The 17644-nt window shown below is 66.2% G+C and carries 11 protein-coding genes; 7 read left to right on the forward strand and 4 right to left on the reverse strand.

Going from position 1 to position 17644, the window contains the following annotated elements; genetic code table 11:
* The first annotated feature begins 2065 nt into the window (after positions 1-2065).
* Both DBP14_RS35165 and DBP14_RS35170 read left to right on the forward strand, forming a co-directional pair.
* Entirely contained in the window at positions 2066-2518 is a 453-nt protein-coding gene (locus tag DBP14_RS35165) for a hypothetical protein (RefSeq protein WP_129312298.1), read from the forward strand.
* A 161-nt stretch (positions 2519-2679) separates the two neighbouring features.
* Positions 2680-3171 carry a hypothetical protein gene (locus DBP14_RS35170; protein ID WP_241741380.1) on the forward strand — a complete coding sequence of 164 codons (492 nt, stop codon included), beginning with the start codon at positions 2680-2682 and terminating at the stop codon, positions 3169-3171.
* Here the strand turns inward: DBP14_RS35170 and DBP14_RS35175 are convergent.
* Positions 3168-4430 (reverse strand): helix-turn-helix transcriptional regulator, encoded by a 1263-nt coding sequence (locus DBP14_RS35175; RefSeq protein ID WP_129312299.1) that lies wholly within the window; start codon positions 4428-4430, stop codon positions 3168-3170. The two genes, DBP14_RS35170 and DBP14_RS35175, sit on opposite strands and share 4 nt — an antisense overlap.
* A complete protein-coding gene (locus tag DBP14_RS35180; protein ID WP_129312300.1) occupies positions 4427-4753 on the reverse strand; it encodes an antibiotic biosynthesis monooxygenase in 327 nt (108 codons plus the stop codon). The genes DBP14_RS35175 and DBP14_RS35180 overlap by 4 nt, the downstream gene beginning before the upstream one ends.
* A 1517-nt stretch (positions 4754-6270) precedes the next feature.
* Between DBP14_RS35180 and DBP14_RS35190 the strand changes: the two genes are divergently transcribed.
* From DBP14_RS35190 to DBP14_RS35210, 5 genes are all read left to right on the forward strand, one after another.
* Positions 6271-7182, forward strand: a complete 912-nt coding sequence (locus tag DBP14_RS35190) for a DivIVA domain-containing protein (protein ID WP_129312302.1) — start codon at positions 6271-6273, stop codon at positions 7180-7182.
* A gap of 293 nt (positions 7183-7475) precedes the next feature.
* Positions 7476-9599 carry a LamG-like jellyroll fold domain-containing protein gene (locus DBP14_RS35195; RefSeq protein WP_347239687.1) on the forward strand — a complete coding sequence of 708 codons (2124 nt, stop codon included), beginning with the start codon at positions 7476-7478 and terminating at the stop codon, positions 9597-9599.
* Positions 9600-9926: 327 nt separating this feature from the next.
* Positions 9927-10652: a hypothetical protein gene (locus DBP14_RS35200; protein WP_241741410.1), complete on the forward strand. Its 726-nt coding sequence runs from the start codon at positions 9927-9929 to the stop codon at positions 10650-10652.
* Between the two features lie 281 nt (positions 10653-10933).
* A complete protein-coding gene (locus DBP14_RS35205) occupies positions 10934-12199 on the forward strand; it encodes a ParA family protein (protein WP_129312303.1) in 1266 nt (421 codons plus the stop codon).
* Positions 12196-13428, forward strand: coding sequence for a ParB/RepB/Spo0J family partition protein (locus DBP14_RS35210; protein WP_129312304.1), 1233 nt, complete (start codon positions 12196-12198; stop codon positions 13426-13428). The genes DBP14_RS35205 and DBP14_RS35210 overlap by 4 nt, the downstream gene beginning before the upstream one ends.
* Before the next feature lie 126 nt (positions 13429-13554).
* Here DBP14_RS35210 and DBP14_RS35215 read toward each other — a convergent pair whose 3' ends face one another.
* A complete protein-coding gene (locus tag DBP14_RS35215) occupies positions 13555-16104 on the reverse strand; it encodes an SdrD B-like domain-containing protein (RefSeq protein ID WP_164992573.1) in 2550 nt (849 codons plus the stop codon).
* Positions 16105-16423: 319 nt separating this feature from the next.
* Positions 16424-17635, reverse strand: a complete 1212-nt coding sequence (locus tag DBP14_RS35220; protein ID WP_129312430.1) for a hypothetical protein — start codon at positions 17633-17635, stop codon at positions 16424-16426.
* Positions 17636-17644: the final 9 nt, after the last annotated feature.

Below are 17644 nucleotides of genomic sequence, written 5' to 3' on the forward strand. Positions count from 1 at the left end.
GCCGTCCTTCACAGGATTCTCGGCGTCCCCCGAAGTCGCTCCTGAAGCAGTCGTGCACTTGCTCAACTCACTCGCCCCCCTGGTCCAGACTCTGCTGCATAATCGCGCGGCACATGCGAAGCGTGGACCGCGTCGGGTAACAACCATCGGGCCGTCCCCCACCTCCTGCCCCTGTCGCTGTAACCGCCGGGGCAGCACAGCGCGGCCGGCTGCCTGGAGATGGACGGCGTAGGGCCTTACCGCGCCTCATGGCATTGCATGGCCTTGGTTCCGTCGCCGGACGAGGGCGCTGGAATATGCGGCCATGCTGTAATGAACAGCTACTGCCCGGGCCGCGGCAATCATCACGCAGCGGCAAGGGCGGGCACCTGAGGCGACTTTGTGAGGTTGTGAATCCTAGGTGTGGGTCACGCGCTGCTCACCAGACGGTGAGCCAGAGGGCGTGATCAAGGAATCACCGGGAGGGGCTGCCGCTCGACCTGTACGGGCGGCAGCCCTCGCCGAGCGCCACCGCCAATCCGCCGACGAGGTCACCGGTGGCCCTGCCCGCACGGCGGTGCCGTTCGCGAGGAAGTTCTTGCCGGGCCACGCTGCCGCGGCGACCGGTTCGAAGAGCACCTGATTCCCTGCAAGATTTCCGCTCGCCGTCAAATAGATTGTCTCGGCGACCTCACTCGGTCACCTCCGGGAAAACGACACGGGGCAGCCGCTGGGCTTGGTCACGAACAATACGGGCCAATAGCTTCTTGAGTGCGAGTGTCTGCCAGAGGTCGACGGTCGTGAATTGTTCCCAGCTCCGGCCCTCTGAAAGGTCACCGTCACAGAGGAGCCCCACCTGCCGATCGACTCGGACGACATAGTAATGCCTGACGCAAATGCCAACGGCATCCACTTCCGCGGCCCTGGCAATGACTTCGGGACACCACGGCAGAGCTCTGCTCTTCTGGACTCCGCAGCCGTTCCATACGCCACCGCTCCGCCGTACAGCCGGCACCGCATACCACCATCCATGGCATCCCGGCACCGCCGTCAAAGATGGCGTCAAAGCGGAAGGGCACCTTTCCCCTTCAGGTGTAGACACCAGACGGGTGAGGTTACGAATTGGGTGCTGGGCCCCCTGAAATGCCGCACACATGGGTACTCTCTCTTGTCTAGCAGGGTGTTCGTCATCGTTTGCTTTGAGGACCCCGTAAAGAACGTGGATCCCTAGAGTAAATTTTTGTTAAATGGAGTGGCGGACTATCTGTTGACACCGGCCCGGCAGCTTCTTGGCGGAGGTGCGGCGGGCCGGTGTTCTTCATGAAGGACCGACGGCTGTTCTCTCGGTGGCCTTCTCTCGGATTCGGCGCAGCACATGCTCCAGGCCAAGGCAACCAGCCTTTGCCCGCAGCATGTTCCGAAGGCGGGACTCCATGGCTGACGTGGAGGAGGTGGGCAGAGATCGCCCGCTGTACCGCTCGTGGTGTTGCCCGCACCGACCAGCCTGAGCAGACTGCTCTGATCTTGCCGAGCGGCTGCTTGAACAGTGACCACTCCGAACCACCTCGCACCTGGACCGCGTGTGGATCGGTCAGGCACTGGATCTCCTCGAAGAGCTGGGTGGCCGCCTAGACGCGGATCACCTGGCCTCGCTCCAGTGGCCCCTGGGATGCGCAGGCCTTTGAGCACGGGTATGCGCCCCGTGCCCATGCCACGTCGCGACGACGACCGTGCGGCACACGCGAAGTGGTCCTGCGCTGAAAGAAGGGTGTACGGGACGTTCCACCGAAGCCATGCCCCAAATGATTCCTGGCGCTCACTCGTACGGATCACCCGGGGAATGCGTCCAGGACCGAGGCACGAGCGTCTGACCTGGGAAGTGTCCTTCCACGACACCATCACGACTTGTACGAAGACCATCCGAAAGGGTGATCGTCCAACAGTTCTCTATTGATCTTCGACTATGATCTTGACTGGGCCGGGAGCATGATCACCCCGTGACGTGAATCCAGCAACGCGAAGTGACCGGCGAGCCGTCCCACAACGCCCGTTCTCAGACGGCGGAGAGGGCCTGACCTTGGCGGCCATGGGCAAAGTTCACCTGCGATACTCCGCGATGGCCAACCGTCGTGAGCGAAGAGAACGCTTAAGAAACCCGTGGTGGTACCGCGTGCCACTGGTCTTGGCTTGTTTCCTCTTATGCGCCACTGATGCCATCCTGGTTCGCGTTGTCTCGTCCGGGTCACTGTTCGTCGTGGTCTGCATCGGCCTGGCCATAGGCCTCGCAGCTGGTTTGGCGAGGCAGGCCCCCACCATCCACGACATCATCGAACCGCCCGAGCCCGACCTGGTGATCGTGTCTTGCCGAACCATCAACCACGCTGGTGATGTGGACGATGGCCCGGACAACAACCTCTGCTCGGTGGGCTGCTCCATGGAGGCCTGTACGCCTGAGTGCCCGCAGGCTCGCCGCGGCGCGCGCCATTCTCCATCCGCGCTGGGATGTACGGCGACCACAAACGAGCGCGGGCACCTCTGACCGGCGAGGGGCGCGCGTCCGGCGACTTCCGCCCCTTGAATGCGCTGAGACATCAAGCAGCGTGTTCCGCTTCCCTTCCCTGCATCAAGCCGTCTGGCCAGGGTGGTTGCGTAACCGATGGTCTGACGGGCCAACGCGGCCCGCGTCACGGGAGGTTCTCGATGACACTGTCCTCCAGGTCGAAGGCGATCCGATGGCTTGCTGCCGCAGCGGAGAATCCCCGAGTCTGCGAGCGCGACTGGCAGCGTGGCCGCCTGGATGTCCATCTCCTGACGGCCGGCCGCTTCTGGCACGTTGTGGTCGTCCCCGCGTGCCTGGGCCTGCGTGCGGCCGACATGCTCCATGAGATGCCCGAAGTCGGCTCCGGCCCTGTCCTGCTGGACAGCAGGAGGGGCGAAACCGGGTTCTTCCTGCCTCCCGTCCCCGACACCACATCGGTCGGCTATGGCGCCCGCCATGTCACCCGCGGAGGATGGATCACCGTCCCGCCGCCGCACTGCCGCTGGGGAAACCTGCGCTGGCTCGTCCCGCCTGACGAAAAAGGCACCCTGACCACCCCCAAAGCCATGAAGCTCGCGATGTACCGGGCTGCCTCAGAACACGTGTGTCCGCACAGCACCGCCGCCGGTCCAGTCCTGTCCTCACCCATCTAAGGGAGCGCGTCCACCCTTGTCGCGAGTGCCATGAGGTCCGGCGGCGCACCGGGCCCGTTGATGAGGACGAGTTCCCGGATCGCTTCCCGGGCCCCCACATCCCTGCGCATCATTTCCGGCACCAGTTCGTCGGCGCGGAGCATGCAGCTCAACGCTTCCTCGGTGTGGCGGCGCTGGGCGTGGGCTCGCCCCAGATACATCAGCAGTCTTCCCTGCTGCTCGGGAGGCAAGGAGGTCACGTCCACCTTGCCTCCCAGATCGAGGGCTTCACCGGCGTCGCCGAGGTCAAGGGCGACGGAGACCGCCTGGATCGTGACGCTGGCCGGTCCGAACGCGAGGTTGAAGTCGTTCCGCTCCCAGCCGACCCGGTCCGCGAGCGTTCGGGCTCTCGTGATGTGCTCGTGGGCTTTCGACCGTTGTGGACACCGGGCGTACGCCCGAGCGAGTGCCAGATGCAGGGACCCGAGTACGGAGATGCCCCGCAGCGGTAGTTCGTTCTTCTGGTCGAGCACGATGAGCGCGTCGATCGCCGTCTGCGCGGCATGCTCCGCCTGACCCAGACGCTCTACGCGCACGAATGCCTCCACCATTCGCAGGACGCCGACGCAGACGTGCAACGGGTCGCTCGATTTCTCAGCGGCCCAGACAGCTCGATCGGCGGCCACCCAGGCGGCGTCCGCCTCATCCTGCCGGACCAAAGTTGCGGCGAGTGCCTGATAGGCCCGGGCGAGCAGCAGGTACGCGGAGTCGCGATCGTCCGCTTCCACCACCCGTACCAGCTGCTCCAGGTCGGGCAAGAGACGCGTCAACAACCCGCTCACGGGGGCTAGTTGGCCCCCGAGGGTCAGCGTCTCGACGTTGTCCACCTCGGTGGCCAGCTGTGACAAGGACCGGCTGTGCCCGGACGTGGTGACTTCGAAGACCGTGCTTGCCGCTGGGTGCCCGGAGAGGAGCCGCCGCAGCCCTTCGAGGTCGTCGGACGCTTCCCGGTCCGTCTCGGCCCGGGTGACGGAAGCCGGCAGCGGCGCTCCTGGCCGGAGTTGACGCACGGACACGCCGAGCGCCGCCGCGAGCTGCTGCAGCACATCAATCCGCTCGATGGGCTGCACCCCTCGCTCGACCTGGGACATCCAGCTCGAAGTCCGGTGGAGTGCTGCCGCAAGCCGCTGCTGCGTCAGACCACGTTCCTTCCTCAGCCGCTTCACATGCCGGCCGAAGGCGCGATCCTTTGGATCGACTTCCTTGCCGGTGGGCTTCATGGTGCCTCCTGTGCGGCCGGGCGCTTGCCAGCCCGCTCTCCCAGGAACGTCACCTCCGTGGACAGCAGGTACTGTTCTCGTTCCCTCAACATCTCGCGGATATGAGGCTGGGACTCGTGCGCCTGGAACGCGGCTTCGTCCGCGTACAGCTCATAGAAGACGCGCACCAAGGGGTCGTCTTCAGGCACGTGGCTGACGTAGACAAGGGTTCCCTGCTCCTTGCGGATGTCCTCCAGTGCGTGCTCCACGAGGGCGTCGAAGCGGGCGGCAGCGTCGGCGTCGCGGGTGGTGAAACGCACGATCAGCGCGTATCCGCCTGTCACTGGTCCTCCTGAAAGTCGTCACGCGCACACTCTCATATCTGAAGTGATCATGCCAGATTGCAAGAGAAATTTTCATACCCGTTGACTAGCACTGGAAGTGCGAGTTAGCTTCTGCTGTCATCGCGCTTCACTGAAGAGCGCTGCATCTCTTCGCCGTCTGGGGGCCGGCGAACTCTTACGCGCCTGTATGAATTCGCGCGTTGCCACCAGTTCGAAGAGCCGTGTTGCGTCTTCCCAACGCGGCCCTGCCGGATGCAACCGGCACAGCCTGGCGAGCAGAAAGGCCGCATCGGCTTCTCACTGCTCCACTCGCAAGGAGGTTCGGATGTTTCGGAAGCGCTCCTACGGCTCTCCTCCTCCACGCACACTCGCCGAGGTATCCGGCGCTGAATCGCAACGCGGTGGGGATCCCCTGGGCTCAGCCCTCTGAAGGGAGAGACGGGGCGTTCGAAGTCTTGGGGGGCTTCGGGCGCCTGGTTCGCGAAGGTATCGCCGAGGGGAGGGGCGCTGATGGATGGGCGCGACAACGCGATGTGCCGCGGGGAGAACTCAAGACAGCTGACCTGCGCGGGCAGCGAGACCTGCTTGCCTGAGGGGGGCGGCAGAGAAGGCACGATGCTGTCGGCGGTGAGCGCTGAGGACGTGTCAGGGAGAACGGGGACCGAACACGCGGAGTCGGCTGCCACGGGTGACCAAGAGGGGGCGGGGGGCCTCGAAGTACCGCTCCGCCCGCCATCGTCGCGAGGGGGAGAGAAGGGGGACGGCATGGCGAACGCCGACAAGCGACGTCTGGAGGAGGAGCTCCGCCGTATAAACAAATTGTCTGACGACAACCGGCGGTTCCATGGCTGACAGCCTCTACAGACGCTATCTCAGGGCCGCGGCTGTCCACGGTATGCACGGCGACACCTGCCCGTCCTGCTCGCCCCATGGACTGTGCCCGATCGGGCACCGCGCGTACGACTCGTTCGTACGCCTCCAAGAGGCCTACCTCAACAGGCTCCGGGCAGACCACCGACGTCAGAGCGCGTCCCCCTCCGACCGGCGCCCCACACTTCCGCCCTCTGGTCAGTGACCTGCTGCCGGGAGAAGGGCCGGGCCCGGGGAAGAGGCGCCCGGCCGGGCCCGCGAGACGCCTGACGGCAGCTCGAAGAGCCTCTCGCTGGACAGATCGGACCTAAAGGGATTTATATTACTTTTGTAGCGATCTATCGTGTGCCAGATCGCTGCGCAACCACGCCCACCCACATCCGGGAAGTGACTCAGATGCCAAGAACGTCGCCGGATTAGAGAGTCCGAAAGCGGGACTCAACCACCTCGGGCACCGTCAGCGATCTACCTCTGAAGCTTCTATGGCGGGTAAGTCCCGCCGCTGCGTCTCGGGGGCGTGGCGCAGGACCTGCTTCTTCGTTCTGATGATCACCGCCCGTCCCTCATCTCCTCTCCCGCTGGGCTCGGTGAGATGACGGCCGCGGTGTGGTCTTGCCGACCGCCGATGACAACGTTGGGGTGAGGAGATGCCGTTATCCCCCGAGGACGTACGGAACAAGCAGTTCACGACCGTCCGTCTCCGAGAAGGCTATGACGAGGACGAGGTCGACGCCTTCCTCGACAAGGTCGAAGCCGAACTGACCCGCCTTGTACGCGAGAACAAGGAACTGCGTGCCAAGCTGGCTGCTGCCACCCCTCCCGCCGCGCAGAAACAGCCGGACGAGGCCAAGCCTCCCGAGCCGAAGCAGCAGCCCGACCCCCACGGACCCAGCGCGCTGGGTCCTGTCGGGCTGGCGTCCGAGTTGCCGAGCGGCATCCCGTCGGCAGCCGTTGTCCCCGGTGGTCAGGGCGGCCCGCACGGCCAAGGGCCCTTTGGCGGTCCGATGGGCGGCCCAGGCCAGGGCCCCGGCGGCGACAGCGCCGCCCGTGTCCTCTCACTGGCCCAGCAGACGGCCGACCAGGCGATCGCCGAGGCCCGCTCCGAGGCCAACAGGATCGTTGGCGAGGCCCGCGGCCGCGCCGAGGGTCTGGAGCGTGACGCTCGTGCCAGGGCGGATGCGCTCGAACGGGACGCGCGGGAGAAGCACCGTGCCGCGATCGGCTCCCTCGAGTCCGCCCGCGCCACGCTGGAGCGCAAGGTCGAGGACCTGCGCGGCTTCGAGCGCGAGTACCGCTCACGTCTGAAGTCGTACCTGGAATCCCAGCTGCGCCACCTGGAAACGTCGCAGGCCGACGACGCTGTGACCACCTCTCCCCCAATGCCCCTTCCCCCGGCGGCCCCGGCTCCGCCCATGCCACCGGCCGGAACGAGCCCTTCATCCTACGGCGGCCAACAGATGCCCCCTTCAATGCACCAGGCCGTGGTGCAGGGGCCCTCGGCGATGGGGCATGCGTCCCCGGGGAGACGAGGGTTCCTTCTCGACGACGACGACAACTGACCGTCTCCCACGTCTGCGGGCGTTGGCAGCGCACAGTTCGGTGGGCCCCCGGCATTGCGCCGGGGGCCCACCGAACTGTGCGCGAGTTCGTTGCCGCGGAGGCACCTGGCAGTGATCGGGTAGGTGCGCTGTCCTACCATCTCCTGGATCAACCGGCAGGAAGACAAAGGGAGCTGACCTGCATGCGATTACCCTCGATAGGGCTCCGTACGACAGCACTGACGGCGATGACCGCCTCCTTGGTGGCCGTAGGAATGGCGCCGCCGGCCACGGCGCTCACCCCAGGACTCGCCGTGACGGCGGATGCGCTGCCGACCTGGCAGACCAACGGCATTGTGTGGTCGATGGCCGAGGCGGGCGGGGTGATCTTCGCAGGCGGTACGTTCTCCGCGATAAGGCCGCCGGACGCACCGGCTGGCAGCGATGAGCGGCCCGCGATGAACTTTGTCGCACTGAACGCGGCGACAGGTGAGCCAACCTCCTGCACCCTGTCGTTCACGGTGGGATCCGGCCTGGCGACGGTGCGGGCCCTGGCGGTGTCACCGGACCACAAGACGCTGTACGCGGGCGGCCGCTTCGGGGCGGTCAACGGTGTCAAGGTAAGCAATGTGGCGGCCATCGACCTCGCCACCTGCGCCCCGAGGAACAACTTCAAGGTCGCCGTCAACGCCACCGTGCGGGCTCTGGCCACGGCTGGTGGCAACGTCTATCTCGGCGGCGACTTCACTTCCGTCGCGGGTCGGCCCCGCCGCTACTTCGCCTCGGTGACCGAGGCTGGGGCTCTTCGTTCATGGAAGGCGAACGCCGATGAGGTGGGCCGCGCCGTCGAGGTAACCCCGAACGGCAGGGACGTTCTCCTTGGTGGTGACTTCTTCCACCTGAACGGGGCCGACTCGCATGCCCTCGCCGTCGTCAGCAGTGCGACCGGCAGCCTCACCAAACGGTATCCCCTCGGCTTCTTTCCCGCTCCGACGGTGGTCAAGGACATCGCGACCGACAGCACCGGCTTCTACACGGCGCAGGAAGGCAATCCACTGGAGGGGCGGATCGCCTTCCGTCTGTCCGACTTCAACCAGCGCTGGCGTGACACCTGCCTGGGCGCGACTCAGGCGGTCACCGTCTTCAAGGGAGTGCTCTACTCCGGGTCGCACACGCACAGTTGCGCAGGAGCCTTTCCGAACAGGACGCGCCAGCATCTGCTCGCGCAGTCAGTGAACGGACCCGCTCTGCTGGGCTGGTACCCCGACACCAACGATGGGCTCGGTGAGCACATCGGGCCCCGGGTACTGACCACCGCGACGGCGAACGGCAGAGACTACCTGTGGGCAGGGGGAGAGTTCACCAAGGTCAACGGCCTGCCGCAGCAGGGGCTGACCCGGTTTGCGAGCGGCCCCGACACGGGGGCACCGTCAGTGCCGCAGGTCAACGGATCCAGCACCACGCGCGGCCGGATCGATGTGCGCTGGCAGGCCAGTCTCGACCCGGACGACAGGCGGTTGACCTACCGTGTGTACCGCGACGGATCGGACAAGCCGATCCACACGGTCACCGGCTCCTCCATCTTCTGGAGACGTCCCCAGCTGACCTTCACTGACACCCACGTCTCCCCTGGATCGACCTACACCTACCGGGTCACCGCCAGCGACGGCACCAACACCAGCGCCTCCTCCACCCCTGTCAAGGTGACCGCTGCCACGGCATCCAACCGGTACGCACAACAAGTCGTGGCCGACCGGCCCCTCCTGTACTGGCGGTTCGAGGAAACCGGAGGGACCTTCGCCGCGGACACCTCCGGAACCAACAACGGCGGCAATCACCGCGGCGGCCCCGCCCGCGGGGTAGCCCCTGGTGCCGTAGCGGGCTCACACGCTGCCGTCGGGTACGGCGGTGCGGACGAATACACCTACAGCGACCGCGCCGCGTATGCGCCGGCCTCGTACACACTGGAAGCCTGGTTCAACACGACCACGAAGGCGGGGGGCAAGCTTGTCGGCTTCGGCAATGGAAACGAGCGGCCCGGCAGCCGCCGCGACAAACACATCTACATGACCAATGACGGCCGACTGGTCTTCGGGGTCATCAGCGGCTCCCAGCACGTCATCGCCACCGGCCCGGGCTTCAACAACGGGGCGTGGCACCATGTCGTCGCCACGCAAGGGCCGGACGGCATGCGCCTGTACGTGGACGGAAAGCTTCGGGCGCACAACCAGTCCCTGACCACCAGCCAGAAGTACCGCGGCTACTGGCAGGTCGGCGGCGACCAGCCGAAGGGCGGGAACGGGCCCGAGCACGTACCGGCCTGGCCCAGGCGCCCCGAGAGCTGGTACTTCAAGGGCAAGATCGACGAAGTGGCCGTATACCCGCGTGCCCTGGCACCTGCTCAGGTCGCACGGCACTACACCCTCGGCACGCGCTAGTCACAGTGACGACCGCGAGGCGTGCGGCCGTGACCCCTTGACGGCCGCACGCCGACCCACGTACCACCGTCGCGGAGCGCTCTGCCCTCTCCACCTGAGGTGTGAGGACCCACCCGCCCCTCCCCTTCACCAGGCGAATCGTGGTGAGTGGGTGGAATGTGACAGAGCGACAGGGGCTCACCACGCCACCGATTCACAGAATGTGAATCGACCGGCAGACTCAGAGGCATGCCACGATCGACCAGGAAACCGGCCAAGCCCGCGAGGCCGCTACTCAAGCCCCCTGTCCGGATCGGCAGACTGGATACGGCAGCGCTCTTGGGCACCGTGCGTCAACTCCACGAAGACACGGAGGACGAGAACGTCAGCCGGATGCCGGCAGATGAAGAACTCTTCCAGGCTCTGCTGTTTCTGGAAGCCCACGCCGGTGCCCTGAAGAGCGGTGCGGCACGCCGTGAGGCCGCGCTGACGCGGGTGAAGTTGTGGGAGTACCTCCGCGAGCAGGCGGACATCCATCAGGTCCGGGCCATCGAGGACGCCCGGGCAGCGCACGTGGAGTGGTCTGCCCTTGCTGATGCCCTTGCCGTCAATACACCCAGTGCGGCCTACAACAAGGCGAAGCGCCTGCAAGCCACCACGCTCACGGATCCAGAGCGTGGTGATCGGCCGGTACGCCGCACGCCGGAGGCCGTTCTCGAAGCCGAGCGGCGAGCGGCCGCCAAGGCCGCCGCGGAGCAGCGAGCGCAACAGGAAGCCGCGCGCCACCATGCGCTGCTGGCGCCGGTCGCACAACGCCTCCTCGACCAGCGGGCTGACCTGGATGACGACGAGGACGTCACCTTCTGGCTCGATCAGATTGCGGCCGTTCTTCCTGACTGCCAGACCCCCACCCAGATCGTCAGCCTGGAAAGGTACGTGGAAGCCCTGGTCCGCGTCCTGGCGAGGATTGAACGAGCGAGTGGACGGCCTGTGGCACAGACCAACGAGGCCCGCCTCGCTTACGCCGCCGCGGCCACACTGATCAGTGCCTCACGGGTACGGCCGGCGCTCTGAGCGGCCGGGGTGACTTGTCCCGGCTCGACACCACGCAAGCGGGATGTCCTCACAGGACCGGGCGGTGTTCGCTTCACTCCCCCGCCCTCAGTGGCAACGCCTCAAGCACCCCATGGCCGTCGTGCTCTATTACGGCGTAATAGCGGCGATCGCCTCAACGACCCACGGTGGGCTATTACGGCGTAATAGGCTCCTGACGCCGACTCACGACGCGATGCTCACCTGAACTAGCTAACGTGTCGGTGCTTCCAAGGAGAGTGAACGTTAGTAAGGTGTCTCCCATGAGTTCGCCAGCCACCTCCAACGACCGCGAAAAGGTCGTCTCCAAGCTGCCGGGATGGCTCCGGCAAGACCTCAAGATCAGAGCCGCACAGCGCGGCGTCGAGATCCAGACCGCCGTCGAGCAGGGCATCAAGGCCTGGTGCGGCCTCGCCTCAGCCCCCACGACGGTGGAAACCTCAGGGGCCGATTCCTTCGCGACCTTCCTGCCGCCCGGTCAGTGGGACCAGTTCCGCGAAGTCGCCACCGACCGCCGGGTCTCGCTGACGCAGGGCCTGGCCCAATCTGTCCAACTGTGGCTCGACTCGAACCCTGCTCCGGACGTCGCACGGCCAGAGATCACCCGCCGCATCATCGTCTGCAATCAGAAGGGCGGTGTGGGCAAGACCGCGATCACAGCAGGACTGGGTGAAGCACTCGCTGAGGACACCAACTCCCTATACGCGGTTCGGGTAGCCAGAGCACTCACCGAGGCCGTCCGCGCAAGCGACGTCCACTCAGATGTCGAACCCGCCCAGGACAACCCGCTCGACATCGAGAACCTGCCTGGTCTGGGGCTCCGAGTTCTGCTCGTCGACTTCGACCCTCAGTGCCACCTCACCAACCAGCTCGGCGCCGCGCCGTTGCCGATGAACGGTGACAGTCTCACCAACCACATGGCTGGTGATCCCAAGGGGGATCTTCGCGACCTCATCGTGTCCATCGACGAGGAGCCCTTCGACGGCCGCCTGCATCTCCTGCCCGCCTGCAACGACGCCTTTCTCCTCGACGTCCGACTGTCCGCCGTGCGAGCCAGGGAAGCGGCACTGGAGCGTGCGCTCGCTCCACTCGAGCCCGACTATGACGTCATCGTGGTCGACTGCCCCCCCAGTCTCGGCCTCAGCATGGATGCCGCCGCGTACTACGGTCGGCGCCGGGAAAGTGAACAGCCCGGCCAATCCGGTGCTCTGATCGTGGTGCAGGCCGAGGACAGCTCCGCCGACGCGTACGAGCTGCTCACCACGCAGATCGATGACCTGCGCAGCGACCTCGGGGTGGACATCGAGTACCTCGGCATTGTCGTCAACCTCTACGACTCCCGCCGCGGCTTCATCGCTACCTCCTCACTTCAGGGATGGGTCGATATAAAGGATCCTCGGGTCGTCGGGCTCATCGGTGACCTCAAAGAACAGAAGGAAGCCGTCCGCATGAAGCGGCCGCTGCTGTCCTACGCACCCAAATCGCAGCAGGCGATCGGTATGCGCGCAATGGCCAGGGAGATCGCATGAGCAAGGCCGACCAGCTGGGAGCCGGCCGCTTCGGCGGGGGAGTGCGTCCGGTCAGCGCGCGTCGCCAGGCCGTGGCCGCCGCCACCGGAGTACCCACCGATGGCGTGTCTCCGCCAACCGAACTGCCCGCCCACCGCATCAGCCTGAACCCGGACAACCCTCGCTCCACGCTCGGCGACCTCACCGACCTCGCGGGCAGCCTGAAGACTCACGGGCAGAAGCAAGCGATCACGGTGATGAATCGCGACGCCTACGCCAAGGCCAACCCTGACCGCGAAGCAGATCTCGAACCCGACACCACCCACGTCGTGATCGACGGCAGCAGCCGTCTCGCCGCTGCCCGGGAAGCGCACATCGACACGGTCAAGGTCATGGTGAGTGACGATCAGGGCGCCAACTCCGAGGAACTCCTGGAGTCCGCCCTCGTCGCCAACATCCATCGCCAGGACCTTCCGGAACTCGACGAAGCCAGGGCCCTGCAGCGTCTCGTTGCCATCCATGGCAGTCAGAGCGCGCTGGCCAAGCGACTTCACCGATCACAGGGTTGGGTATCACAGCGCCTCGCCCTGCTGAATCTCACGCCCCAACTGCAAGCCCTGATCGGTGAAGAGCCCATCGATCTGTTGCGTGCTGTCGCCAACAAGCCCGCCGCAGAGCAAGAGGCGGCCCTCGATCAGTTGAAGGGGGAGCGGGCCAGGAAGGAAGAAGAGAAGCGCAGTCGGAAGGCGGCGCCTCAAAGCGAGGTCCCGGCCCAGGCGCAGTCGGAGGAGCCCACGGGCTATTACGGCGTAATAGGAGACCGCGAGTCGAGCGTCGAGCCGACGAGCAGGCAAGCAGGTGAGGCCACCACCGCGGGAGGACGCGGACAGACGCCAGGGCCAGACGGCTATTACGGCGTAATGGAGACTGGCAAAGCAGATGTAGCCCCCAAGCGCGATCAATCGGCGCGAGCTGCGGGTCCCTCGACGCAGCAGCCGGTACCTGAGCCTCGGACGGAGCCACCCACACCTCACGAAGACGAGGATGAAGCAGCCGGCCTCCGCGTCCGCAAGGTGCCCTATGAGGAGCCCGGCACTCTGGCGATGCTCCTCGACGTCAAGATCGAATCCGATGACATCTTCTTCGATCTCCTCAGGTTCCTGGCTGCGAAGGCCATGGACCGGGACCCTGCTCGGCTCGGGCAACTCGCTCGCGCGGTAGTGGAGCAGGCTTCGGCTCGCAGTGTCTGAAGCTAGGCAGACCACAGCCTGCTGATATTGGCCGGCCGGTAAGTCACCGGTGCCTGATGTGGGTGTCCCTCCCCCCGGGTGGTTGGTGGGGGGAGGGACGGTGGGTGGGTTGGGGTTGTGGGTGGGTTAGTGGGCGGCTCCGGTGGTGTGGCGTCGGCGGCGGTAGTAGGCGGTGCCGAGGCCGGTGAGGACGGCGAAGGCTGCTGCGATGCCGGGGTCGGTCAGGGGGATGCCGGGGATGTCGGTGGTGACGCAGGAGTTGTTGTTCTGCATGTTCGGGTCCTGCTCGTTGCCCTTCACGGTGGCGCAGTTGTCGAGTTTGGCGGGGCCGGTGGCGGGGGCGAGGCCGCGGACGGTGATGGTGTGGCTCTCGCCGACCTTGAGGGGGCCGCCGGTGCAGGTGAGGGTGCCGGCGCCGATGCCGCAGCCGGCGTCGGAGGTGTGCGGGTTGAGCATGCCGGCGGGCAGCGGGTCGGTCACGGTCCAGCCGGAGGAGTCGTTGGGTCCGTTGTTGGTGACGATCAGGTTGTAGACGACCTCACCGGCAGGATCCACCTTGGCCGGGCCGACCTTGATGATCGACAGGTCCACACTGGGCTTCTTGAATCCGAAGTCGGCGCCGTGGTCGTTCTGCCCGGCGCCGGCGGGGTTGACCACGACGGCGGGGAAGGGGTTGCCGTCCGGTTCACCACTGGAGTCGATCTGGTCGTCGTCGCCCTGGTTCGGGCGGGTGGGCACCCAGCCCTGCAGCACACCACCGGCCGCGTAGTCGTCCGGGTTGTCCATCTTGATCGTGTACGTGCGGCCGTAGACCAGATCCGCAGCACTGACGTTCTTCGTCACCGTGGAATCGAAGTAGTACTCACCACGGCTGTTCGTGACCGCCGTACCGATCTTGTTCCCATTCGCGTCGTACAGGTTCACCGTGGCACCCGCCACCGGCGCCTCACCAGGATCCTGGATCCCGTTCTCATTGGTGTCCTGCCACACCCGGTTACCCAACTGCAACGGCGCCTGATCACACAGGACTTCCAAGTCACCCATACCGCGTGCTTTGCCGAAGTCGGCATTCAGGTAGTTGCCTTCGGGGGTGCGCGTGCCGGAAGCACGGTCAATCCACGCCACGCCGTGACCGGTGACTGGGTCCGTGATCGGGTCCTCCGCGACGAACGGGATGGACGTCTCCGCCTTGTCGACGGTCATACCGCCTTCGGCGGTCTCCTGATGTGGAGGAGCGGCCCAGGCGTAGTCGCCCGGGTAGAACTCCCTGACGTTCAAAGGCTGCACCCCGCCGTTCGTCGCAGCGTTGGCATGGTTGACGCAGCCGCCGTTGCCGTCCAAGACAAACATGTGGTTTCCGCCACGGCAGGCCCGGTTGATGTCACCACCCTGGAATACGTTCCACTCCGGGTTGTTGGGGGTGGCGGGCAGGTTCGCCCCGCCGATGTCGGCGAGACGGTCGGAGAAGCCGACGACCATGTCCCCATTGGTTTCGAAATTGATGTCCGAGAGTTCGGGCTCCGGGTGCTGGATGGTCCTGTTGGTGCAGGCCTCACCGTCCGATGTCAGAGGTTTGTTCTCTGTCCAGGGGTACCAGCCGAATCCGTCACACGTAATGTATCCGGGGGTGTTGAAACCGCCTCGGGGGTAGACCAGCGGCTGGTCCATGACGGTGGCGGTGAACTGGCCGGTGACCGGGTCGAGGACCTGGACGATCGCCCGCATGTCGGCCTTGTTGTGGGTGGACTCGCCGGAGCAGACGCCGCCGACGTAGACCTTCCCGTCCTGGATACCTACGCCGTAGGGGTGCCAGTCGCTGTTCGAGGCACAGCCGGGGTCCTGGATGGCGTACGACGCCTTGGGCGCTGCCGCGGTGGCGTGCGTGGCGTCGTAGCGGTAGAGCCTGCGGTCGTGCAGGTTGACCACGTACAGGTCCTTGCCGTCCGACGTCACATCCAAGTCACCCAGCGACTCCCTGCCCACAGCAGGAATGAACGCCTCGTCCATGTTCACGTCAAAGTGGTGCGCGGTCGTGCCCGCGTTGGGGACGGTGGTGAAGAGAGTGGTCGCCTTGGTGGCGGGGTCAGTCCGGTAAATCGCCCCAGGCCCACCGGGGCCGTAACTGGTTCCCCGCTTGGCGTACGCGGCGGAGAAGATCTGCTTCGTCACCTTGTTGTAGCCGATGCCCCACACCGTACCCGTCTGGGCGTTGTCCGCGAGGTCGGTCAACTGGCTATACGTTCCACGGGCGTTGAATGGGAACGACGTCAGCGTGCGCTTGGTACCCGGCGCGGGCGCCGGAATGGAGGCGTTCTGGCAGGCGGTGACGAGGGTGGCGTTCTTCTGGCAGTAGTCCTCAGGGCTCCAGAACGAGGTGGTGACCTCCACGTTCTTGCCCGCGGACAGGTCCACGAACTCCACATTCGACGACAGCACCCGCGGATCCGTCAGATCCGTCCGCGCCGAAGCAGCACCCGGAAAATACACCTTCGCATCCGGGTTCTTCACCTCAATACGGTACTTACCACCACTCAACGCCGTGCCCGGCGACAGCTTCACCGTGCCGTCCGCCTGCGTCACGCCGGTGACCGACCGGCCCTCATCATCGGTCAGCGTCACCGTCACACCAGCCCAGCCCGGCTCCAGCGCCTGATCCCACTTCCCGTTCGCATTCACCTCCCTCACCACACGAACCGTCGCCGAACCATCCCCCGCATCAGCCGACGCAGGCGACACCGCAGCGAAGAACCCCACCGCCCCCATCGACACCGATAACGCCGCCGATAACCCCAAAGACATCCCACCGACCCAACGCCGGCGCTGCCGCAGCTCCATACCAAACCTTTCACCCGACTAGAGGCAAGACAGCCCCTAAACGCGGACCAGACACACCCCTAGAGATCAGCGCCATCGCTTTGTGTGACGAACAGATGAACCGAATGAGTGACATAGTCATGATGGGATTTATGGAAGCGGTGCTCGGCGGGATCTGCGGCTAGCCCCGTACCCGGGCGACACGCATCCAGCCCGCGCCCGCCTTGAGGCCGGAGCCCAGGCACAGGCCCCAGGCCGCACCCGGCACACCACCACATTGGTAGCCCGCGAGCAGGAAGGCCACCGCGAGCGGGGAGAACACCAACTGCAGGGGGAGTGTGGCCCGAGGGCGGACGACGCGAAGGGTGAGCAGGGCGCAGGTGCCGACTGCCATCGCCGCGTACTGACTGCCGGTAGCGGGAAGAAGCGCCGCAGTCGACGCCCAGGTTCCACCGAGGATTCTTCGGCCGGCCCCCTCGGGCAGCTCCGCCAGCACCGCGGTCCAGAGCGCGGCCACTCCCGCGAGCAGTGCGGCGAGCGTCGCCGTAGCCCGGATCTGACCGGGGAGGGTCCGGCACCGGCGCAGGATCGGCGGCCCAAGAGCGGTGGCTGCGTTGAAGAGGACGTTCAGCGGGCCGAAGAGGGTTGTGGCGCCGCGCAGCGCGCCGACCGCCAGGGGACTGGCGAACAACCCGAGCGCGACGACGGCGAGTTGGCTGGAGGCGTTGCCGACGGCGAACTCGATGACGAACCGGCGCCCGAGGTGGTCACGCCGCAGCAAACGCCGCGGGTCGGCGGGCAGCCCGCGGAGCCGGGGAGCGAGCAGCCCGGCTCCGGCCAGCAACGCGGGAAGCGCGGAGAACCCCCACACCGCGATCAGGCGCGCGGGAGTCGCGCCGTACGGCTGAAGAGCAAGGGCGGGGAAGACGCCCGCGAGACGCAGGACGTCGATGGCCAGGGCCTGATGGGGCAGCCGCAGCGCCGCGAAGCAGTAGCGCATGCCGTCGTGGGTGAGGACAACGGGCAGAACGAGCCCGAGGACGGCGAGCCCGCGAGCGGTCCCGCCGGGCACCACGGCGAGCCCGGCCGCCATGGGCAGACCTACGGCGATGGAAGCGGCGGCCGTGAAGAGCAGTGCCGACCTGCACGCGCAGCGCACCTCGGCGCGCGCTCCGCGCTCGAGCACGAGCGCCTGTCCGACGTAGGACACGGAGAACCCGAGCAGCACGGTGAACACGGTGTAGACGAGGGAGAAGACGGAGAATCCCTCGGCCGTGGACAGCCGCGCCGCGACTACCAGGACCAGGATGTTGGTGAGTGCGGCGACTCCCTGATCCGCCACGGAACAGGCCACGGCGGCCCCCGTTCCGAGACTGCCGTTCCGGTCCCCGATGCCGGTGTC

The sequence above is a fragment of the Streptomyces sp. L2 genome, assembly GCF_004124325.1.
Lineage (GTDB): Bacteria > Actinomycetota > Actinomycetes > Streptomycetales > Streptomycetaceae > Streptomyces.

Excerpts from the sequence above, each read along its gene's own strand:
- DBP14_RS35210 (WP_129312304.1), top strand. The coding sequence starts at position 12,196 with ATGAGCAAGGCCGACCAGCTGGGAGCCGGCCGCTTCGGCGGGGGAGTG.
- DBP14_RS35170 (WP_241741380.1), top strand. The coding sequence starts at position 2,680 with ATGACACTGTCCTCCAGGTCGAAGGCGATCCGATGGCTTGCTGCCGCA.
- DBP14_RS35175 (WP_129312299.1), bottom strand. The coding sequence starts at position 4,430 with ATGAAGCCCACCGGCAAGGAAGTCGATCCAAAGGATCGCGCCTTCGGC.
- DBP14_RS35190 (WP_129312302.1), top strand. The coding sequence starts at position 6,271 with ATGCCGTTATCCCCCGAGGACGTACGGAACAAGCAGTTCACGACCGTC.
- DBP14_RS35205 (WP_129312303.1), top strand. The coding sequence starts at position 10,934 with ATGAGTTCGCCAGCCACCTCCAACGACCGCGAAAAGGTCGTCTCCAAG.
- DBP14_RS35165 (WP_129312298.1), top strand. The coding sequence starts at position 2,066 with ATGGGCAAAGTTCACCTGCGATACTCCGCGATGGCCAACCGTCGTGAG.